Genomic DNA, 21,355 nt, shown 5'->3' with positions numbered 1-21,355 from the left:
CTTAAAATTATATGTTGTTTTCTCCTCCTTGTCGACAATTTTTCCGTAAAAACAGGATTTATTTCCATTTTTTGTGATATTTTCACCATTTTCTCTCCAAAAAATCATGAAAAAAGCTGTACACCCTCCATCAATATGGGAATCAGCCCCACTTCAATGACGCCGGCCGCCGCCATCAGCAGCACTGACCCCGCTAAAAGAATGCAGTATTCGGTCTGCCTGCGGCGCTTTTCCCGCCGGCCGGCCCGCTTTCTTCCGCCATTCTCCTCCCATGTCCCCATGTAAAACACCGCCGCCGTCATCATCAGCACATACACCGGAATCAGAATCAGATTCTGCGGCAGAAGCGCCGATGCCGCCAGCAGTACCCCCTCTTTTCCGTAAGCACTCATGAGCATGGCGGAGGTAAACCCCAGAGAAATACTGCGGAACAAAAATACACAGCCTGACAAAAATACCCCCATGGACAGCCATCCTCCCGCCCAAATCAGCAAATCATACTTAAAATATTTCCAGAACACATATCCAAAGCCCGCCGGCGCGCTGCTGTCCAATGCTCCCTGAAATACCGCCGCCAGTTCCTCCCGGCCGCTCTGCCCCACCAGATTTGCCGCCACAGCGCCGCCGGCGGTCCCCAAAATAAAAGAAAGGCAAACAATACCAAAGATCATTTGCCCTCTTTTCATCCATTCTTTTTGTTTTGCTTTCATAGCCTCACCCCTCGCAGTCTTCTTTCCTGCTACAAGGATATGGCTCGTCTTTTTTATTTATGACCCATTTGATACGCAAAAACCGCCGCCACCGTCTTGGCGTCCTTGATTCTGCCGTCCCGGATCATTTCCACCGCTTCCTCCGGCGTATACCGTTCGATTTCAATAAACTCATCCGGGTCCAGACATTGCTGGCACAGTGTCAGCTCCGAGGCGAAATACAGATAGATCTTTTCCGTACAGTAGCCCACCGTAGGATACAGCTCACAGATATATTCCAGCTTTCCCGCCAGATTGCCTGTTTCCTCCGCCAATTCTCTGGCTACGCCTTCCATAGGGTCCTCGCCTTCCTCCAGTACCCCCGCCGGGATCTCCAGCAGCATCTCCCCAAAGGCATGGCGGTACTGTCTGACAAAGATAATCTTTCCGTCTGCGTCTATGGGCAGCACCGCCGCCGCGTTTTTCCCACGGATTACTGTTTCCCGCAGAGCCGTTTTTCCATCCGGCATCTGCAATTTGTCCACTGTCACCTTAACGATTTTTCCTTCATAGGTCAGCTTGCTTTCCAAAACTTCATAACTCATTGGGCTCACTCCTTTTTCAGAAGATCACGCCAGTCCCAGTACCAGCTCTTCGATACGGTCCATGCCTTTTTTAATCATTTCCATGCTGGTGGCATAGGACAGACGGATATAGTCGGGCATCCCGAAATCAGCGCAGGGTACTACCGCCACAAATTTCTCATCCAGCAGTACAGACGCAAAATCCGCCGCGGAATGGATCTCCCGTCCTTTGTAGCTTTTCCCGTAAGTGCCGGATACATCCACAAACAGATAGAAGGCACCCTCCGGCTTCAGTGCGGAGATCATAGGGATAGCTTCCTCTCTCTCGTAGATATAGTCTCTTCTCTTTTCAAATTCCAGACGCATTTCCTCTACACACTCCTGAGGACCTTCCAATGCCGCTACCGTTGCCTCCTGGGCAATAGAGTTGGGATTGGACGCCATATGAGACTGCAAAGAAGCCATCAGCTTTGCCACAGGCAGGGGCGCCGCCGTAAAACCAATTCTCCAGCCGGTCATGGCATAGCTTTTGGATACCCCGTTAATCACGATGGTTCTGTCGTAAATCTCTTTGCCCAGAGAAGCGATGCTGATATGCTTCTTTCCTTCCGCGTAGATCAGTTTTTCATAGATCTCATCGGAGATTACAAAAATATCATGGCTGACCGCAAACTCCGCTATCATTTCCAGATCCTTCAAAGAAGAGATCATACCCGTAGGATTGGAAGGGCTGGTCAGTACCAGCGCCTTTGTCTTGGATGTATAAGCGCCTTCCAGCTCCTCTTTCGTCAGCATAAAGCCGTTTTCCTTCTTGGTATGTACGATCACAGGCACACCGCCGGCGATTTTTACCATTTCGGAATAGCTGAGCCAGAAGGGTGCGGGAATAATCACCTCATCCCCCTCGTTCAGAATCGCCATGAAGGTATTCATCAGGGAATGTTTCGCGCCGTTGCTGATGATGACCTGGGCCGGTTCATAGTCCAGACCATTGTCTGCTTTCAGTTTTTTGCAGACCGCTTTGCGCAGGGCCATAGTACCGGCCGCGGGAGTATATCTTGTTTTGCCTTCGTCAATGGCCTTCTTTGCCGCCTCCCGAATGTGGGCAGGTGTATCAAAATCCGGTTCTCCCACACCAAAGGTTACCATATCCTTGCCTTCCGCCTTCAGTTCTGCCGCCTTAGCGGAAATAGCCAATGTGCTGGATGCCTTGATCTGCATTGCTCTTCTTGATAATTCCATTTTTCTTCCTCCTGTTTCTTCTCAAAAAAACTCCCTTGTTCCTTTCGCCGTTTCCGGCGCCTTCTCTGTTATCTCAATTTCCTCTGCCGCTTCTTTTCCATCTGCATTTTCACCAGGAAAAAGATCATCGCGGCAAAACAAATGCCAAAGACCTTGATATACAATACGGGCTGTGCCTCATCATCCGCCGTGATAAACGGCTCCGCTCCAAAGGTATAGGTCACATTGTATTTCATCATACCATCGTTGACCTTATCTTTGAAAACGACATTTTCCCCATCGCCCCAGCCTTCCGTATAGAAAGCATTCTCTCCATATTTGTCAAAAAAGACGCTGCGCACATAGCTGCCTGCCGCCCGTTTGCCGTTCACATCTTCCATCAAAAAGCTGACGCTGTTGTAGTAGGATTCCTCCACCAATACATAGCCTTCCTCATCCGAAAGCCCGGCAGCCGTGGCCTGCGCCAAAAAATCCGCCCGCAGTCCGTCCTTTTCCAGAGGATGGGGCGCAAATCCTACCAGAAAACCAATACACACAACAAATAATACCACAGCCGTCACTACGGCCTGAACGATCACCTTCATTATCGCACCTCATTTCAAAATCCTGCCAAGGGCCGCCGTCAGGTTCTCCTGCCGCAGCTTTGCCGCCGTTTCCCGTCCAAATTCCCGTTCCAGTCTCGCCAGAAATCCTGCCATATCTTCCACCTGCCGCAGATCCGACGGCGTCGTGTCAATGCCGTCAAAATCACTGCCAAAGCCTACATGGTCCTCTCCGGCCTTCTCCACCAGATGGTAGAGCTGACGGAGCAGATCCTCCTGGGTCACCGTCTCCTTTTCCGCCACAAAGCGTGGATAAAAATTCAGTCCCACGAACCCGTCTATTTCCTTCAAAATCCGCAGCTGATCATCCGTCAGATTTCTCGGATGAGGACATACCGCTCTGGCGTTGGAATGGCTGGCCAAAAAGGGACGCTTTGCCATATTCGCCACATCATAAAACCCGGCGTCAGACAAATGAGAGACATCCACTGCCATGCCCAGTTCCTCCATTTTTCGGATCACTCGTTTTCCAAAGGGAGTCAGGCCGCCGCCTGTCTCTCCGTCCAGAACGCCGTCGGCAATCTGGTTGCGGTAATTCCATGTCAGCGTCATCATCCGCACGCCCAGTTCATAAAACACCTCCAGCACCGCCGTTTCTCCCTCCAGGGCCTCGCCGCCCTCCAGAGATAACAATGCCGAAAGTCTGCCTTCCTTCTGATTTTTCAGAAGATCTTCATATGTATATACCGGACGGATCAAATCCTTGTTCCGTTCCAGCTCGCTTTTGTAAAAGGTCAGATATTTCATGGTCTGCCGCAGCGCGATGGGGTAATATTTCGGGTCCAGCCACAGAGCGAATACCTGCAAAGACCCCGGAAAGGCCGACAGTCGTTCCAGATCCAGATGCAGTCCGTTCCTGCGCAGTCCCTCTCCTCTGCCAAAGAGCTTTACTGCCGTATCACAATGGGCGTCCGCGTATCCTTTCATAAGCCACCTCCCATAATTCCTTTTCTATTGTATACTCTTCCGCCGAAAAAAACAACGAAAAATCGTAGCACAAAAAAACAGGAGGCCTCCGTTCCTCTTTCGGAACCTGCCTCCCGCTGCTTTTCTCAATGCTCTTTTTTCCCAAAGCCTGCCACCCATTTATCGTAGCAGTCCTCGCAAATATCCCACTGGTGGCTCTCCCCATCCTTTCGGGAAAAATAGCCCCATGTTTTTTCCAGATGAAGATGATCTTCCAGCTCTCCGATTTCCTTTCCGCAGCTGTCACACACAATTCTGATGACCTTTTCCTGCAAACCAAAGCCGTATTCCCGCATGGGCTTCCCCTCCGTTTCTTTCCCTTTGTCCGCTACAACTGCATTTTATCATGTCAAAAAAATATTTGCCATAGGAAAGTGGTGTTAAATATGGTATAATATCCGGGAAACGCCTTTGATAAAGGAGCGATCTCAAATGAAAGAATCCACCTTACAGGCCCTGTCCCGCTGTACGGTCTGTCCCAGAGCCTGCGGCGCCGACCGTTCCGGCGGAAATCCTGGCTTCTGCGGCGCGCCGTTACAGCCTAAAGTGGCGCTGGTTTCCGCCCACTTCTGGGAAGAGCCGCCCATCAGCGGTGAAAAAGGCTCCGGCACCGTCTTTTTCTCCCACTGCAACCTGCGCTGTGTCTTCTGTCAGAATCACGACATCAGTCAGGAAAACCATGGCAGAGAAATCTCCATAGAGCGGCTGGCGGAAATTTTTCTGGAACAGCAGGCGAGAGGACTTCATAATGTGAATCTGGTCTCCGCCGGGCATTTCATTCCCCAGACAGCAGAAGCTCTGGAAATTGCCAAAAAGAACGGCCTCACCATTCCCGTAGTCTATAATTCCAACGGCTATGAGTCTGTGGAAGGACTGCGGATGCTGGAAGGTCTGGTAGATGTCTATCTGCCGGATTTCAAATACTGGGAGGACGAACTGGCAAGAACCTATTCCCATGCCCCCCATTACGCCCGGACAGCGGCGGCGGCCATACTGGAAATGCGCCGCCAGACGAAGGAAGACCGCATCCGGCCCGACGGCATCATGGAAAAAGGTCTGATCCTCCGCCATCTGGTACTGCCGGGGCATTATAAAGACAGCTTTCGGGTACTGGACTGGATCAGGGAGCATCTTGGGGAAGAAACCTACGTTTCCCTGCTGAATCAGTATACCCCCATGTATCAGGCATCCCAATACAAGAACCTGTCCCGCCGTCTGACTACCTTTGAATATGAAAAGGTCACGGAATATTTTCTGTCCATCGGACTGAAAAACGGGTTTGTTCAAAAACGATCTTCGGCTACCTCCGATTATACCCCCATCTTTGATCTGTCCGGGGTGGAGTCCGCCGATACGTTTCAAAATAGGAAGGAGTAAAAGCATATGGTAAGAAAAGAAAGAGTTGTTACAGTAGAAGGTTTAAGAGGCGGCAACGGCTCCGTAGAGATCCATCATTTCCTCAATGAGGACGAGCTCATGGGCCATGCCACCATGTATGCCAGAGTCATCATCAAGCCCCACAGCTCCATCGGCTGGCATCAGCATGTCGGCAATACAGAGCCCTACGCCATCATCAAAGGCGAAGGCACTTTCGTGGATAACGATGGTTCTAAAACCACCGTTCGCCCCGGCGATGTCTGCCTTATTGAGGTAGGTCAGTGGCACGCCATGGAAAACAACACCGATGAGGATATGGAAATGATCGCTCTCATCATCAACGAAAGAGCAAAATAACTCCAAAAAAACCAGCGTTCCCGGGTTCTCCGGCCGCTGGTTTTTCTTTTTTATGTAATGTCTATGATAACCACTTCCGGCGGATTCCAGATTCGGGGCAGCGCATTCCTGCAAAGCCCCCGGCTCACCACCATGGTAGTCTCCCCCAGATCATACACACCGCCGGCGTACTGAGGGAACCACCCCTGATTTGGCGCAAAGAGCCCGTTCATGATCCACGGGATGCGCACCTGTCCGCCATGGGCATGGCCCGCCGTCACCAGATCAAAACCGCTGTTTCCATACTGCGCCGTCCGCTCCGGCCGATGGGAAAGGAGAATCGAAAAGGCTTCCGCCGCTTCTTCCTCCCGTTGTGCCATGACTGTTTCCAGCTGCTCTGTCCACTGCTCTTCTCTCTGGAATCCATCAGGGTCATCCACCCCGGCAATCCAGATGCTCTCCCCCGCCAGCTCCAGCCATTGTCCTTCCCCATGCAGTACCGTCACCCCATAGGAAGCAATCATTTTCTCAATTTCTTCAAATTCTCCGGACCAGTATTCGTGATTCCCGGAAACGTAATAGCAGGGATATTTCTCCCCAATGGCCGCCAGCAAAGCCTCTGTCCCGTCATGAGGCACTTCGTCATCGGCAATATCCCCCGCCAGCAGTATGGCCTGGGGCTGTTCCTTCTCCAGCGCCGCCAGCAGTTTTTCCTGCCCGTCCCCGTAAAACGTACTGTGCAGGTCCGTCACCAATGCCAGCCGCAAAGGTGTCTCTATCTTATCCGATGCCACTGTAACATGGTTCACAGTCAGCCCGGACCATGCGGCCCAGACACAAAGTCCCAAAAGAACGCCGCCCCCTATGCACCATCTTTTTTTCCGCAAATCTCGTTTCCTCCTGTCTTTTTACTGGGGCGGTGTCTTATCCTGTGCCACGCTGGCCCGTACCTCCGCCAGGGGATTCCCCTTCGAAAGCCCTTTTTCCAGAAATTCCGCCGCGGGAATGACTTCCGCGCCGATAAAGGCCATATCTTCCATGTTCGCCCGCTGTACCGCCTCATTCCGGGAGGAACAGCAGTCCTCCAATATGGTTACGTTATAATCCAAAGACAATCCGTCATAGCAGGTGGCACGGATACAGTTGGGGGTTGTGGTTCCCGTCAGAATCAGTGTATCCACCTGGAGCCTGCGCAAGATCAGATCCAGCTCCGTCTGGAAAAAAGCGGAGAATCTCGGCTTGATGATAGTATAGTCCCCCGCCTTAGGCCGCAGTTCCTCCGGTGCTTCCACGGAACAAGGGCCTGTGCTTCCCGATGCCAGACATCTTCCTCCCGCTAACCAGTTCTCATACCGGCAGGCCTCCACATCCGTACCATTTGCCCGGTAAATGCGGCTCACAAAAAATACGGGGATACCGTCCTTTCTGGCCTGCTCCACCACTCTGCCCAGCAGAGGCACCGTTGCCGCCGCCTGAGCGATATACAGCGGCGAAGCCGGATTCAGGAAAGCCTCCTGCATATCAATGACGATGAGCGCGCCTTTTTTCTTTTCCATACATCTTCCTCCTTCCAATCCCATTCCTTTCTGTCCTCATAAGAAAAACAATCTTTTCATAAAAGAGTACCTGCTTTATGATACCACATTTTTTTGCCGCTGGAAATGCACCATTTGTCCGCCGGATACTATTATGGGATTATAAAGAAAAAGGAGGTCATTCCATTGCTTCCCATGGTTTCTTTTCAAGATGTCAGCCTGAGCTATCACTGTGTCGGCGGCGAAACAAAGGCTGTTTCCCATCTTTCCTTTACCGTCGGCGAAGGGGAGTTCGTTTCCATCGTCGGCCCCAGCGGCTGCGGCAAATCCTCCATCCTTTCCATGCTGGCCGGGCTTTTCCCGCCTTCCTCCGGAACGATCCATGTCAACGGCACCATTGGCTATATGCTGCAGAAGGACCATCTCCTGGAATGGCGCACCATCCGCAGCAATATTTTTCTGGGGCTGGAGATCCAGGGAAAATCCACCAGGGAAAACCGTGCCTACGGCGATTCCCTGCTAAAAAAATACGGTCTCTGGGAATTTCGGGATCATTTTCCCGCCCAGCTTTCCGGCGGTATGCGCCAACGGGCGGCGCTGATCCGCACTCTGGTCCTCTCCCCCGACCTGCTGCTGTTAGATGAGCCTTTTTCCGCTCTGGACTATCAGACCCGGCTGTCCGTAGCCGATGAGATCGGCACCATCATCCGAAAAGAGGGCAAGACCGCCATTCTGGTCAGCCATGATATTTCCGAAGCCATCAGTCTTTCCGACCGGGTCATCGTCCTATCGGGCCGTCCCGCCCGGCTGAAAAAGATCCATCCCATCCTGCTTTCCGTAGAGGAGCGCACCCCTATGAAGGCCAGAGAGGCGCCGGAGTTCCGGGATTATTTCAATCAGATATGGAAGGAGCTGGATGTCCATGTGGCGTGAGATCGACCACCCCATTCTCTCGGAAGCCCAGACCCTGTTTCTGCGGAAACTGCGGCTGCGCCGCTGGGCTGTCCGCATCATACAATGTCTGCTTCTGGCAGGCTTTCTCCTGCTGTGGGAAATTGCCGCGCGCAGGGAATGGATTGACCCCTTCCTTTGCAGCCAGCCCACACAGATCTGGCAGACCGCCGTGGAAATGGCCCAAAACGGTATGCTCTGGACCCATGTAGGCACCACCCTCTGGGAAACAGCCGCCGGTTTTCTGCTGGGTACCGTTCTGGGCGTTCTGGTGGCTGTGCTTCTTTGGTGGAACAGCTTTGTTTCCGATGTAGCGGAGCCCTATCTGGTGGTCCTCAACGCGGTGCCTAAAACGGCGCTGGCCCCCATCATCATTGTCTGGCTGGGGAACAACCAGACCTCCGTTATAGCCGTGGCACTGCTGACTTCCATTGTCGTCACCATTATGACAGTCCTCAATGGCTTTCTCCAGACAGAAGAAGAAAAAATCAAGCTCGTCCGGGTGCTGGGCGGAACAAAATGGCAGGTTTTCCAGAAGGTCGTCTTTCCCGCCAATATCCCCTGCATGATGAACGCCCTGAAAATCAATGTGGGTCTTTCCTTCGTCGGTGTCATCGTCGGGGAATTTCTGGTGGCGCAAAAAGGTCTCGGCTTCCTCATCATTTACGGCAGTCAGGTATTCAAACTCTCCTGGGTGCTGATGAGTGTCGTGATCCTCTCTATTTTGGCGGCGATCCTTTACAAAGCCATCGCCTGGCTGGAAAAATTCGTTCTGCGCAAACGCCAATAGCCCTTTTTTGCAAAGCCCCCTCATGCCGCGAAGGAAAACCGCGTGCGGGGGCTATTTTTATCTGCGGACGTTCTCCAAAAATAGAACGGATGTTTGTATAATTTTGCCGTACCTCTATACTTTATTTTTTAACTGTGATATACTTTTTTGTAGTTTTACCGTGTATAGAAAAGTGGTCTGCGTTTCATCATAAAATGGAAGAGCAGCCCTTCTTTTCTCAGATGGATTCTTTATAAAAAAGGGCGGCTTCGGGGACATATTCCCCGGCGGATCGCCGCTGTCACTACATACCGATGGAGGTGCATCATGGACAAGCCATTTAAAATACATTCCAGGTTCCAGCCCACCGGCGACCAGCCCCAGGCCATTGAACAGATCGCCGAAGGCTTCCGGAACGGCTTGAAATTCCAGACTCTGAAAGGCGTTACAGGCTCCGGCAAGACCTTCACCATGGCCAATATCGTAGAAAAGCTGCAAAAACCCACATTGGTCATCGCCCACAACAAGACCCTGGCCGCCCAGCTTTACAGCGAGTTTAAAGAGCTGTTCCCGGACAACGCCGTGGAATATTTTGTCAGTTACTACGACTACTATCAGCCGGAGGCCTATGTTCCCAGTACCGATACCTATATCGAAAAAGATTCCTCCGTCAACGACGAAATCGACAAGCTGCGCCATTCGGCCACGGCGGCGCTGGTGGAACGGGAGGACGTCATCGTCGTTGCCAGCGTTTCCTGCATCTATGGTCTGGGCGATCCGGAGGAATACTACGGCATGATGCTTTCTCTGCGGCCCGGAATGGAAAAGGATCGAGACGAGGTCCTGCGTGCCCTCATTGAAATGCAGTATGACCGCAACGATATGAATTTTGAGCGCGGTACCTTCCGCGTCCGTGGGGATGTGGTAGAGATCTTCCCCGTAGCTTCGGAAAAATACGCGGTGCGGGTAGAGTTTTTCGGTGACGAAATCGACCGTATCACGGAGATCGACGTGGTGACCGGTGAGATTTTAGGCACAAGAAGCCATATTTCCATTTACCCGGCGTCACATTATGTAACTTCGCAGGAAAAAATGCGGATCGCTATTTCCCGGATCGAGGCGGAACTGGAAGAACGTCTGGCGGAGCTGCGCCGGGAGGACAAGCTGCTGGAGGCCCAGCGGCTGGAACAGCGCACCAATTACGATATCGAGATGTTAAAAGAAATGGGATTCTGTACCGGCATTGAAAATTATTCCCGGCATTTGTCCCTGCGGGAAGCAGGCAGCACGCCTTTTACCCTCATCGACTTCTTCCCCGATGATTTTCTTATGATTGCTGATGAGAGCCATGTATCCATTCCGCAGGTGCGGGGCATGTACGAGGGAGACCGTTCCAGAAAGACAACACTGGTGGATTTTGGGTTTCGTCTGCCTTCGGCACTGGATAACCGCCCTTTGAAGTTCGCGGAATTTGAAAGCAAAATCCATCAGCTGCTGTTTGTTTCCGCCACACCTTCCGTCTATGAGAAGGAACATTCCCAGCAGCTGGTGGAACAGATCATCCGGCCGACGGGCCTGCTGGACCCGGAAATTTCTGTGCGTCCCATCGCCGGGCAGATCGACGATCTTCTTTCAGAGGTACGAAACACCACCGACGCGGGCCAGAAGGTACTGGTAACTACCCTGACCAAAAAAATGGCGGAGCGGCTGACGGATTATCTTCGGGAGGCTGGCGTGCGGGTGCGCTATCTCCATTCGGATATAGATACGTTGGAGCGTCTGGAGATCATCCGTGATCTGCGGATGGATCTGTTTGATGTGCTGGTAGGCATCAATCTGCTGCGGGAAGGTCTGGATATTCCGGAGGTAAGTCTGGTAGCCATTCTGGACGCGGATAAGGAAGGATTCCTTCGCTCGGAGACTTCCCTGATTCAGACCATTGGCCGTGCCGCCAGAAACGCCGACGGCAGGGTCATCATGTACGCGGATGTTATGACGGAGAGCATGAAAAACGCCATCGAGGAAACCAACCGCCGCCGTCAGATCCAGCAGGAATATAATGAGGTACATGGCATTACGCCAAGAACCATTGTCAAGAAGGTACACGAGACCATCCAGATTACCAAAGCGGCAACGGAAAAACAGAAATTCGGGCTGGAGAAAGACCCGGAATCCATGAGCGAAAAAGAACTGAAAAAGCTGATCCAAACATTGGATAAAGAAATGAAGCAGGCGGCCATTGAGCTGCAGTTTGAGTGGGCCGCGGAGCTGCGGGATAAGATCATGGAACTGAAAAAACTGATGTATGACGGTGCGTAAAAAGGAGGCGAGACGGATGATGCGTCAACGGGAACTGAATCAACAGGATCTGGAAGCGTTTTTAGAGCTGCGGATGGAATTTCTGCTTTCCTATAATGTTATCCCCGATGAAAACAGACTTCGGAACGATACCCGGCGCTATCTGGAGCGTTATCTGGAAACGGAGGACCTTTTTGTTCTGGGCACAGAGGAAAACGGAGAATTGATTGCCGCCTGTATGGTCTGCCTTTACGATACCTCCCCGACGGTGGACAATCCCACAGGACGTTACGGCGAACTGCGCAATGTCTACACAAAGCCGCCGTACCGGGGCCGTGGCATCGCCAAAGCACTGGTCCTCGAAAGCATGGAAACAGCCAGAAAGCGGGGTGCCGGAAAAATGCGGCTGCACTATACGGAGGACGGCCTGCCTCTGTACCAAAAGCTGGGCTTCCTGCCAGAAGAGAACTATATGGAAAAAGACCTGTAACCCCTGATGCCGCCGGAAAACGGCAGAAAGGAGAACCGCCCAGCCAAGGGCGGAAAGAGGAGATAAGAACATGAAAAACGAAATTATCATCAGAGGTGCCCGGGAGCACAATCTGAAAAATATAGATTTGAACATCCCCAGAGACAGTCTGGTGGTCTTTACCGGTGTCAGCGGTTCCGGAAAGAGCTCTCTGGCTTTCGATACGCTGTACGCCGAAGGACAGCGGCGGTATGTGGAATCCCTGTCCTCCTACGCCAGACAATTTTTGGGGCAGATGGAAAAGCCGGATGTGGACCTGATTGAAGGGCTTTCCCCGGCCATTTCCATTGACCAGAAAACTACCAGCCATAACCCGCGTTCCACTGTAGGGACGGTAACGGAGATTTACGACTATCTGCGTCTGCTCTATGCCCGCATCGGCATCCCCCATTGCCCCAAATGCAGCAAGGAGATCAAAAAACAGACCATCGACCAGATCGTAGACCGTATTCTGGAGCTGCCGGAACGGACGAAAATACAGCTTCTGGCGCCGGTGGTGCGGGGCCGCAAGGGCGAGCATGTGAAGCTGTTGGAGGACGCCAGAAAAAGCGGCTATGTCCGGGTTCGTGTGGACGGTATCCTCTATGATCTTTCCGAGGAGATCAAACTGGAAAAGAACAAAAAACATCATATTGAAATCATTGTAGACCGTCTGGTCATCAAAGAAGGCATCCAGAAACGCCTGACGGAGTCCATTGAGACTGTTTCCGCCCTCAGCGGCGGTCTGCTGATTGTGGATGTGAATCAGGGTGAAAATGAGCTAATTTTCAGCCAGAGCTTTTCCTGTCCCGACTGCGGCATCGACCTAATGGAAATCGAGCCCCGGCTCTTTTCCTTCAACAATCCCAGCGGCGCCTGCCCTACCTGTACAGGGCTTGGGATGCAGATGAAATTTGACGAAAGCCTCATTGTGCCCAATGACAATCTTTCCATCTCTCAGGGTGCCATTGTGGCCCCCGGCTATAATTCCATCTCCAGCCGGGACAGCATGAGCAGAGTCCTTTTTGACGCGCTGGCAAAGGAATATGGGTTCTCTTTGGATACGCCCTTCCGAGCACTGCCGGAGGAGATCAGAAAAATCATATTCTATGGCACCGGCGGCAAAAAACTGCGGATCACCTATACCAATTTCCGCGGCACCGGCTCTTATGACTATGCCTTTGAGGGCATCATTTCCAATTTGCAGCGGCGCTATAATGAAACCTCCGAAGCTATGCGGGGAGAATATGAGGAATATATGACCAATATCACCTGTCCCTCCTGCCATGGCAAGCGTCTGCGGCCGGAGGTGCTGGCCATTACCATCGGCGGAAAAAATATTTCTGAGGTAACAGAAATGTCCGTGGCGGAGATCCAGAAATTTTTCGCTTCTTTGCAGCTGACCGGACGGGAGGAAATGATCGGGGAACGGATTTTGAAGGAAATCCATGCCCGGATCGGTTTTCTCATGGATGTGGGTCTGGATTACCTGACCTTATCCCGGGCGGCGGGCACATTGTCCGGTGGGGAGTCCCAGCGTATCCGTCTGGCCACACAGATTGGCTCCGGGCTGGTGGGTGTCGTCTATATTCTGGACGAGCCCAGCATCGGTCTGCACCAGCGGGACAATGACAAACTGCTGAAAACACTGCGCCACCTGCGGGACATCGGCAATTCCCTCATTGTGGTAGAGCATGACGAGGATACCATGTATGCCGCCGATTATATCGTAGACGTAGGCCCCGGCGCCGGAAAGGAAGGCGGCGAAATCGTCTGCGCCGGGGATGTAGAGGAAATCAAAAAATGCACCGCTTCCCTGACAGGGGACTATCTCAGCGGCAGAAAGAAAATCGAGATCCCCAAAGTAAGACGGCCCGTAGATCCGCAGGCCATCCTGCGTATCCAGGGAGCGGCGGAAAATAACCTGCGCCAGATCGACGTGGAGATCCCTCTGGGCATCTTTACCTGTGTTACCGGCGTCAGCGGCTCCGGAAAAAGCTCTCTGGTCAACGAAATTCTCTATAAACGGCTGGCAAGAGACCTGAACCGGGCAAAAACAAGACCTGGCAGCCACCAGGAAATGACAGGGCAGGAACAGCTGGATAAAGTCATCAATATCGACCAGTCCCCCATCGGCAGAACCCCCCGCAGCAATCCCGCCACCTATACAGGCGTATTCGATATGATCCGGGATGTGTTCGCCCAAACGCCGGAAGCCAAAATGCGCGGCTACCAGAAAGGCCGCTTCAGCTTCAATGTAAAGGGCGGGCGATGCGAAGCCTGCGCCGGGGACGGCATCATCAAAATCGAAATGCATTTCCTGCCGGATATTTATGTACCCTGCGAGGTCTGCCACGGAAAACGCTATAACCGGGAAACTCTGGAGGTCCACTACAAGGGCAAAACCATTTCCGATGTACTGGAAATGACGGTGGAAGAAGCGCTGGAATTTTTTGAGAATATCCCCAGAATCAAATCCAAACTCCAGACGCTGTACGATGTAGGTCTGTCCTATGTAAAACTGGGCCAGTCCTCCACCACTTTGTCCGGCGGCGAGGCCCAGCGGGTAAAGCTGGCTACAGAACTGAGCAAAAAAAGCACCGGACGGACCATGTATATTCTGGATGAGCCTACGACGGGCCTGCATATGGCAGATGTACACAAGCTGGTGCATATTTTGCAGCGGCTGGCAGAAGGCGGCAATACAGTAGTCGTCATCGAGCATAATCTGGACGTTATCAAAACGGCGGACTATATCATCGACCTGGGGCCGGAAGGCGGTGACGGCGGCGGTACCATCGTAGCCTGCGGCACACCGGAGGAAGTCTGTCAGGCGAAGGGTTCCTATACCGGCAAGTATTTAAAACCTTATCTGGAAAAATAAATTCCAAAACAGTTTTCCATAGAAATATAACCTCTGAGAAACGGAACAAAATCCTGTTTTTCGGGCATCAAAAAAAGGACTTCCTGCCATTACGCTTACAGGCAGAAAGTCCTTTTTTATATTTTCACATCCATCACGCATTGTCCGGCCCATCCGGTTTTTTAGGATGTCCTGGAAACATATGGCTTCTTTTCTTCCCTATGGCCGGACGGAACGGCCGCTCCCGTCTGCCAGCGCCACGGTCACGGTTTTCACCGTTTCATTTCCCGCGCTGTCCAAAGCGTAGAAGGTATATGTGCCCGCGCCGCTTACAGAGAATATGGCGGTTCCCGACACGCCTACGGCAAAAGGCTTTCCTGCGCTGCCCTTCTGGAAATCTTCTGCCGTCAGTGTTCCTGTCCCGTAAGCCAAAGCCGCCAGATCTCCGTCCAGATCCGTTACGGAAATGAGCAGGTAGGTTTTTCCCCTCTGTACAGTCAGTGCCGCCCGAATCTCCGGCGCACTGCCCTGATACATTTTTTCGGCATTGTTCCATTCCACACCGGAAAGGAGACTGCGGTCATAAGTCATGGCCGCCCCCAGATCCAGCATACCGCCGCTGACGGTAATCCCTTCCAGCGTATCCAGAGGTTCCGCCGAGGAAATCAAAATCTCCTTTACCTCTGCCAGCGTCAGCTCCGGGTCATAGGAATATACCATCGCGGCGGCGGCCGTCACCATGGGCGCCGCCATGGAGGTGCCTGTCATATAGCTATACCCGTTTTCCGGCACGGTACTGAGGATATAAGACCCCGGCGCCGCCAGATCTACCGACTCCGCGCCGTAATTGGAGCTGTAATGCAGCGCCCCGTCATAATTCAGATTGGCAACGGAAATGATATTATCCAGATCATAAGCCGCCGGATATACCGGGGAAACATCCGTATCCATGCCGTCATTTCCCGCCGCCGCCACAAACAACATGGAAGAATTGGCCATGGTCTGGTATAGTGCCTTGTCGTTTACACTGCTTGCCAGACTCAGATTGCAGATGGACGCCCCGTTGGCCTCCGCGTACTGGATGGCCTGTATCATAGAGGCAGTGGTTCCTGTGCCTTCCGCACCGCCCAGCGCCTTTAGCACCATAATCTTCACATGATCGCTCTGCACAATTCCGGCGATGCCGGTCCCGTTGTCCGCCTTGGCCGCAATGGTGCCCGCACCATGGGTGCCGTGACTGTCGTCCTCGACATCCGTATAGACCTGACTGCTGTTGTCGTAAAAATTCCAGCCGTAGACATCGTCTATATACCCATTTCCGTCATCATCCATGCCGTTGCCCGGAATCTCATCCTCGTTGACCCAGATGCTTTCCGCCAGTTCTTCGTGTCCATAATCCACGCCCGTATCAATCAGCGCGACGATCACATCCCGGCTGCCGCCGTCATAGACCTCCCACGCCTCCGCCGCGTTGATGTCAATGCCGGCTTTTGCCGTTACCTCTGTATCACCGGTGCCGTTTCCGGACTGATTCTGGAAAAGAAGGGGCTGCTATCCTCCCGGCATTCCCCAGAACTGGGGCGGCGCCCACTGTCCCGGGGCGGCGGGTTCCTCAAAGGGCATATCATATACCGGATACCGGTTCTTATCCTCTTCCATGTAAAACGTCCCGTCATTTTCCAGTGCCCACTGCTGTGACAGCAGCGGATCGCTGACTGCCAAAGCGCTGTTGTCATATACATAATTTGGCTGGAGCAAAATAACGTTCTCATCCGCCGCCAGTTCCTCCAGTCCCTGCCGCAGTGCTTCCTCATCGGCGTACTGCATCACCTGATAGCTTCCGTCGGCGTAGCCCACCAATACCTCTCCATTGACATACTGGGAAAGATCCTCTTCCACCGTCAGTTCTTCCGCCTCTTCCAGAAGTACCTCGTCATCCACCTGCGCCAGACCTTCCTCCTGAGACACTGCGTCCTCGTCGGTTTCCTGCTGTGCTTGTGTTTCCTGTACTGTCTGGGATTCCTCCGGCGTTTCTTCCTTGGCGGTGCCGCAGCCCGGAAACAGGCCCATGGCAAGGACCAAAAGAACCGCCGTCCATTGTTTTCCATGAAATGCTTTCATTTTCATCTCCTCCTTATCCTTTCTGGAGAAGATCTCCCCGCAGATCTTCCTGGGTTCTCTTCGCCCCCGGTCTGCTCCTTTTCCCGAAAACAAACACGCCCCGTTCTTTTCTTCTGTCCCCGTGAAACACCGGATGAAGAAGGCCGCGGACTTTCGCGGCGCATTGGCATTTCTGATTATGATTATGCCATAAAAAGGCCTCTCCTTGCAATCTAAAGTCATCTTTCCACAAAAAAATTCACCCTGTCGCGTTTTTCTCGGACAGGGGCTTCCTTCTTCAATCATACTTTCCTATTGTTCCGTCGTCCTCTTCCAGCCAGAAAACATCTTCCAGCGGAATCCGCCTGCCGTCCGCCAGAAGCAGTTCCCTTCTTTCCTCATCCACGCCTCGGAACCTGCCCGCCGTCCTGCGGTAAGCGCCGCCCTCCTTTTTGGCGTCCTTCTGAAAATACGTCACCTGTATCCATGGTTGTATTCCTCGTTTTCCTCTCAGTCCTTCCATGATACCATCCAGCTCCGCCATTCTGTCTCCGCTCAGCTCCCGTTTTTCCTCCGTCTGACGATCTGTCTCCCGAATGGCTCCGTCAAAACCGCTCAGGGCCGCGAAAGGGGAAAACTGCGCCGCCCGGTTTCCCCGGGCCATGGGCCGGTGCTTTTTGGATATGGGTCTGGGCAGATTTATCATATCGTCATATGTTCCGCTCATGCCTTATGCCCTCCGATCTGCTGGTTCCGCTCTCTGGCTGTGGCGCCTTCCTCCAGACTGACGCCCCGCAGCACAGCGTTCTTCCCGTATTTCTTCTTGATGTCCAGCACTGCCTGCTGGAGCCGCCGTTCCTTTTCCCGCTCTTTTCGTTCCCGTTTTTCTGCTTCCTGCCGTTTTTGCTCATCGGTAAACAGATCCAGCTGTTTGGCGCCCTTTCCCGGCGCCTCCCGCTCCCAGCATACATGACAGGCCGTCAGCGCCAGCCGCCGTACCAGCAGTCTGCGGTCCACAACGCCATCGAACAGGGCCGCCGCCGTCTCCATAAATGTTCCGGCGGAGGAAGTATATCCTCCCAGGGAAAGGGTGCCATGGGCATGCTGTGGAACGACTCTGCCATAGGCATCCCCTTTGACCTTTCCTCTGTAAGCCGCCCGCACCTGCGGGTCCTCCAGACTTTCCCTGTCGTACCCTATCATCAGTGTCAGCTGATCCGCCGCCAGTCCTTTTTCCATTAAATCCAGCGCCAGCTGATCCGCCATTTCCAGCAGCACCACTCTGGCCCGATCCGCCGGATAGGGCGACTGGAGCACCTGCCCCGATCCCATACTGCTGGATTCCGGACGATATGCCTTAATATCCGCCATGGTACAGGACTCCCATCCCCAGGCATGATCGATAAGCAGCTCCGCATTCACCCCGAACAGGCGATACAGCAGATCCTCGTTCCAGAAAGCGCCTTCCGCTCCCAGAGAACATCGGGCAATATCCCCCATGGTAAAAATGCCATACGCCGCCAGCTTTTTGGCATAGCCTCTGCCGACCCTCCAGAAATCCGTCAGGGGCTTATGCGCCCACAAAATTCTGCGGTAGCTCATTTCATCCAGTTCCGCCATCCGCACACCATTTTCATCCGGCGGCATATGCTTTGCCACAATATCCATGGCCACTTTGGCCAGATACAGGTTTGTACCGATGCCCGCCGTAGCTGTAATGCCTGTTTTCTCCATTACCTCCCCCAGAATACTGCGGACGTATTCCCTGACAGATCCGCCGAAAGCATCCAGATACCGGGTAGCGTCCAGAAATACCTCGTCGATGGAATAGACATGAATATCCTCCGGCGCCGCGTATTTCGTATAGATCTGATAGATGCCCGCGCTCTGGCTGATATAATGGCCCATACGGGGTGTCGCCACAATAAAATCCACCGCCAGTTCCGGCGATCTTTCCAGTTCGCCTTTGTCCCAGGAGGCCCCCGTCAGCTTTTTTCCCGGCGCCTGCTCCCGGCGCGATCCGTTGATCTGGCGCACCCTCTGCTTTACCTCGAAGAGCCGGGGCCTGCCGGAAATGCCAAGGCTTTTCAAAGCGGGAGACACCGCCAGACAAATGGTTTTGTCCGTCCGGCTCTCATCCGCCACCACCAGATTTGTGGTCATAGGGTCCAGCCCCCGCTCCACACATTCCACGGAAGCGTAATATGATTTCAAGTCAATGGCAACATAGGTTCTTTTTTCCTCTTCCACGGCAGTTCACCTCCAAAAATAAGAACAAATGTTCTTATTTTTATTTTATGTCAGGGGAACACATTCGTCAATAGGAAACCACTGGACATTTTTCAAAAAAAACAGACGGTCGCTTTTCATAAAAGCGCCGCCTGCTTTGGCTGTATTCTGTTTATGGTGAGCGCTTATACCCACCGCAGAGAAGTCTCATTCTCCGTTTCCAAAATCAGGTGATGCAGCCCCATAAGCTTGGGCGTGATCTTCTGATCCACATGCATATGGCCAAAATACCATTTTTTAAATCTCGCTGCGCCTTCCATGCGCCTGTACCACTCTTCCAGAACTCTGGGCAGTGCATAATCCTCGTCCACGGGCTTTTGCCGGGAAATATGGCCTCTGGCAAACAGCGGCGTTTCATGGGTAAGGATAAAGTCGATCTCCTCCCCGTAAGTCTCCAGCTGTTTTCTGCCATACTCCAGTTCTTCCTGAGAAGGCTCTTCCTCCTTCCACCAGCTGACGCCCTCCTTCCTGCGGTCCTTGTCCACAGACTGGGCCCCGCCAAAGGTGAAATAATTTTTCCCATAAATGGAGTAAATCTCTCCCCGCATCAGATGAAAAACACGTTCTCCTACCCGATGGACCCTGCCGCCCATCCAAGGAACTACCGGCAGACTGTTCAATAGAGCATGGTTCTCATGATTGCCGTCCAAAAAGGCGATGGTCCCCGGAAAAACCTGCTCCAGACTTTCCACGTCATGGGGATAGTCCTGATCCCATACATAGCCCGCGTCCCCTGCAATCACCAAAATATCCGTTTCCCGCAGTTCCTGCTTCTCCGCCAGCCCAAAAAGGGGCACAAAGGTCCTATGCTTGTCTCCTGTCACAAATACTCTTCCCGTCATACGTCCTCCTTTGCTTATTTCCGGTAGCAGTATACCCCATTTCTTTCCTCTCTCTGTATCCTGCCGGAAAAATAAAGATACTGCAAATGGGCAATGGCTTCCCCTGTGGCAAACCATTTCTGGGGTGCCGGGAAATCCTCCCAGCCCTTGCAGGTGATCTCCCATGTCATGTACTGTGCCACCACATAAGCTGTTTTCCAACTGTCATCCAGTATCCCCAGCACCTCCTCCAGCCGCTGCCGATGGTGTTCTTTCAGTTCCCGGATGCGGGCGTACATATCTGCGATAGGCGTACCGTGAGCAGGCAGCAGCTGACGCACCTCCAGCCGCTCCACCTTTTCCAGACTGTTCAGATAATCTCCCAGAGGGTTTTCCGCGCTCAGTTCAATGCAGATATTGGGTGTGATGGTACCTAAAATATGATCCCCGCAGAACAATATCTTTTTCTCCTCGTCATAAAGGCACATATGTCCCGGCGTATGTCCCGGCGTGCAGACCGCCCGCAGACGGTAGCCGCCGTATTCCAGCACATCTCCTTCCGCCACATAGGTAAAGTCCACCCGTTTCTTATGGCAGTATTTCCGGCCGGGATGAATATCCGTATTCCGGCCGAAATCCGCTTTAGGAAAGCCATATTTAATAAAGAGGTCATCCAGCATCCGCCAATAAAGGTTCCCCGCCTCGAAATTGATCAGCTCGCCGTCTGTCTCCCCGGCGTAAATAGCGCTGTTTTCCGTGGAAAACTGCTGGATCAGCCCGCAGTGGTCGGAATGCAGATGGGTGATAAACACGTCTGTTTCCGAAATCCCCAACTCTGCAAAGGCACTTCGCAGAGCCTCCTCGCATTCCGGACGGTTAAAGCCCGTATCAATCAGCAGATTCCTCTCCCCTGTAATCAAATAGGCATTGATCTCCCGCAGGGGATTATTGGGCAATGGCACTACTTTTCTGTAAATATTCTCCGCAACCTTTGTCAGCATACTGACGCCTCCTTTTTTCTGGATTTTTTCTCCCCCGCTTATCCAGAAGAGAAAATATAGAGCCAGTATACCATAAATGAGAGACATTCGTCCACGGTCATGCCGGAAAAATCAGATATTTCCTCAGTCCGGCGCACAAAAACCCGGTCTCTGTCCGAGACCGGGCCTTTGCCATAGAGAATCATTTCCATTTTGAAAGCGATCCAAGCACTTCGAGGATCATTGGCTCTTTTTTTCGCCATGGCAGCCGCAGCTACACGAGCCTTTCTGAGAAGCACAGCTTCCGCCGGCAGGGCAGCCAATGCATTTCGCGCCGTTTTTTTTGGCTTTATAAATATAGATGCAGGCCGCGCCAAGGATGGCCAGCACAATCATGGCAACAATAATACTTTCCATTCCCATGCTCCTTTCTAATGTCAGAACA

Annotated in this window: 22 protein-coding genes; 7 read left to right on the top strand and 15 right to left on the bottom strand. The window is 52.7% G+C overall.

Annotation, left to right across the window (positions count from 1 at the left end; all coding sequences use genetic code 11):
- Window positions 1-104 precede the first annotated feature (104 nt).
- The 6 genes from H9X84_RS09040 to H9X84_RS09015 all read right to left on the bottom strand — a co-directional run bounded on the left by H9X84_RS09040 (window position 105) and on the right by H9X84_RS09015 (window position 4,379).
- Complete coding sequence (locus H9X84_RS09040) at window positions 105-710, bottom strand: stage II sporulation protein M (protein WP_205134030.1); 606 nt, start codon at window positions 708-710, stop codon at window positions 105-107.
- Between the two features lie 53 nt (window positions 711-763).
- On the bottom strand, window positions 764-1,294 hold the full coding sequence (locus H9X84_RS09035) for an NUDIX hydrolase (RefSeq protein ID WP_205134029.1): 531 nt from the start codon (window positions 1,292-1,294) through the stop codon (window positions 764-766).
- Between the two features lie 24 nt (window positions 1,295-1,318).
- Window positions 1,319-2,515: a pyridoxal phosphate-dependent aminotransferase gene (locus tag H9X84_RS09030; RefSeq protein ID WP_205134028.1), complete on the bottom strand. Its 1,197-nt coding sequence runs from the start codon at window positions 2,513-2,515 to the stop codon at window positions 1,319-1,321.
- Between the two features lie 68 nt (window positions 2,516-2,583).
- Complete coding sequence (locus H9X84_RS09025) at window positions 2,584-3,099, bottom strand: hypothetical protein (protein WP_205134027.1); 516 nt, start codon at window positions 3,097-3,099, stop codon at window positions 2,584-2,586.
- Window positions 3,100-3,108: 9 nt separating this feature from the next.
- The gene (locus H9X84_RS09020; RefSeq protein ID WP_205134026.1) at window positions 3,109-4,044 is read right to left on the bottom strand and encodes a dipeptidase; all 936 of its coding nucleotides are present in this window, start codon (window positions 4,042-4,044) and stop codon (window positions 3,109-3,111) included.
- A gap of 125 nt (window positions 4,045-4,169) precedes the next feature.
- On the bottom strand, window positions 4,170-4,379 hold the full coding sequence (locus H9X84_RS09015; protein WP_205134025.1) for a hypothetical protein: 210 nt from the start codon (window positions 4,377-4,379) through the stop codon (window positions 4,170-4,172).
- A 136-nt stretch (window positions 4,380-4,515) separates the two neighbouring features.
- Here H9X84_RS09015 and H9X84_RS09010 point away from each other — a divergent pair, with 136 nt between their 5' ends.
- Together H9X84_RS09010 and H9X84_RS09005 are read left to right on the top strand one after the other, a co-directional pair.
- Entirely contained in the window at window positions 4,516-5,460 is a 945-nt protein-coding gene (locus H9X84_RS09010) for a radical SAM protein (RefSeq protein ID WP_205134024.1), read from the top strand.
- Between the two features lie 6 nt (window positions 5,461-5,466).
- Window positions 5,467-5,817, top strand: a complete 351-nt coding sequence (locus H9X84_RS09005; RefSeq protein WP_205134023.1) for a cupin domain-containing protein — start codon at window positions 5,467-5,469, stop codon at window positions 5,815-5,817.
- Between the two features lie 50 nt (window positions 5,818-5,867).
- Here the strand turns inward: H9X84_RS09005 and H9X84_RS09000 are convergent, their stop codons facing one another.
- Window positions 5,868-6,683 (bottom strand): metallophosphoesterase, encoded by an 816-nt coding sequence (locus tag H9X84_RS09000; RefSeq protein ID WP_243423697.1) that lies wholly within the window; start codon window positions 6,681-6,683, stop codon window positions 5,868-5,870.
- A 21-nt stretch (window positions 6,684-6,704) separates the two neighbouring features.
- Window positions 6,705-7,352: a cysteine hydrolase family protein gene (locus tag H9X84_RS08995; protein WP_205134022.1), complete on the bottom strand. Its 648-nt coding sequence runs from the start codon at window positions 7,350-7,352 to the stop codon at window positions 6,705-6,707.
- Window positions 7,353-7,526: 174 nt separating this feature from the next.
- Between H9X84_RS08995 and H9X84_RS08990 the strand changes: the two genes are divergently transcribed.
- The 5 genes from H9X84_RS08990 to uvrA all read left to right on the top strand — a co-directional run bounded on the left by H9X84_RS08990 (window position 7,527) and on the right by uvrA (window position 14,741).
- Window positions 7,527-8,264, top strand: a complete 738-nt coding sequence (locus H9X84_RS08990; protein ID WP_330612323.1) for an ABC transporter ATP-binding protein — start codon at window positions 7,527-7,529, stop codon at window positions 8,262-8,264.
- On the top strand, window positions 8,254-9,072 hold the full coding sequence (locus tag H9X84_RS08985; RefSeq protein WP_205134021.1) for an ABC transporter permease: 819 nt from the start codon (window positions 8,254-8,256) through the stop codon (window positions 9,070-9,072). The genes H9X84_RS08990 and H9X84_RS08985 overlap by 11 nt, the downstream gene beginning before the upstream one ends.
- A 306-nt stretch (window positions 9,073-9,378) precedes the next feature.
- Window positions 9,379-11,370: an excinuclease ABC subunit UvrB gene (gene uvrB, locus H9X84_RS08980; RefSeq protein WP_205134020.1), complete on the top strand. Its 1,992-nt coding sequence runs from the start codon at window positions 9,379-9,381 to the stop codon at window positions 11,368-11,370.
- Window positions 11,371-11,386: 16 nt separating this feature from the next.
- Entirely contained in the window at window positions 11,387-11,839 is a 453-nt protein-coding gene (locus H9X84_RS08975; RefSeq protein ID WP_205134019.1) for a GNAT family N-acetyltransferase, read from the top strand.
- Window positions 11,840-11,909: 70 nt separating this feature from the next.
- Window positions 11,910-14,741 carry an excinuclease ABC subunit UvrA gene (uvrA, locus tag H9X84_RS08970; protein WP_205134018.1) on the top strand — a complete coding sequence of 944 codons (2,832 nt, stop codon included), beginning with the start codon at window positions 11,910-11,912 and terminating at the stop codon, window positions 14,739-14,741.
- Window positions 14,742-14,939: 198 nt separating this feature from the next.
- Here the strand turns inward: uvrA and H9X84_RS08965 are convergent, their stop codons facing one another.
- The 7 genes from H9X84_RS08965 to H9X84_RS08935 all read right to left on the bottom strand — a co-directional run bounded on the left by H9X84_RS08965 (window position 14,940) and on the right by H9X84_RS08935 (window position 21,327).
- Complete coding sequence (locus H9X84_RS08965) at window positions 14,940-16,148, bottom strand: S8 family peptidase (protein ID WP_330612322.1); 1,209 nt, start codon at window positions 16,146-16,148, stop codon at window positions 14,940-14,942.
- A gap of 123 nt (window positions 16,149-16,271) precedes the next feature.
- Window positions 16,272-16,841 carry a hypothetical protein gene (locus tag H9X84_RS08960; protein WP_205134017.1) on the bottom strand — a complete coding sequence of 190 codons (570 nt, stop codon included), beginning with the start codon at window positions 16,839-16,841 and terminating at the stop codon, window positions 16,272-16,274.
- A 277-nt stretch (window positions 16,842-17,118) separates the two neighbouring features.
- Window positions 17,119-17,547: a hypothetical protein gene (locus H9X84_RS08955; RefSeq protein WP_205134016.1), complete on the bottom strand. Its 429-nt coding sequence runs from the start codon at window positions 17,545-17,547 to the stop codon at window positions 17,119-17,121.
- Window positions 17,544-19,070 (bottom strand): DNA methylase, encoded by a 1,527-nt coding sequence (locus tag H9X84_RS08950; RefSeq protein WP_205134015.1) that lies wholly within the window; start codon window positions 19,068-19,070, stop codon window positions 17,544-17,546. The genes H9X84_RS08955 and H9X84_RS08950 overlap by 4 nt, the downstream gene beginning before the upstream one ends.
- A gap of 164 nt (window positions 19,071-19,234) precedes the next feature.
- Window positions 19,235-19,951, bottom strand: a complete 717-nt coding sequence (locus tag H9X84_RS08945) for a hypothetical protein (RefSeq protein WP_205134014.1) — start codon at window positions 19,949-19,951, stop codon at window positions 19,235-19,237.
- 14 nt (window positions 19,952-19,965) lie between these two features.
- A complete protein-coding gene (locus tag H9X84_RS08940) occupies window positions 19,966-20,931 on the bottom strand; it encodes an MBL fold metallo-hydrolase (RefSeq protein ID WP_205134013.1) in 966 nt (321 codons plus the stop codon).
- Window positions 20,932-21,150: 219 nt separating this feature from the next.
- Window positions 21,151-21,327, bottom strand: coding sequence for a FeoB-associated Cys-rich membrane protein (locus H9X84_RS08935; protein WP_205134012.1), 177 nt, complete (start codon window positions 21,325-21,327; stop codon window positions 21,151-21,153).
- Window positions 21,328-21,355 lie beyond the last annotated feature (28 nt).

Origin of the sequence: Anaerotignum lactatifermentans (genome assembly GCF_016902535.1) — a bacterium.
Lineage (GTDB): Bacteria > Bacillota > Clostridia > Lachnospirales > Anaerotignaceae > Anaerotignum > Anaerotignum lactatifermentans_A.
Note: the sequence above shows the minus strand (reverse complement) of the source record. Positions and strands in the feature narration are given on the sequence as shown.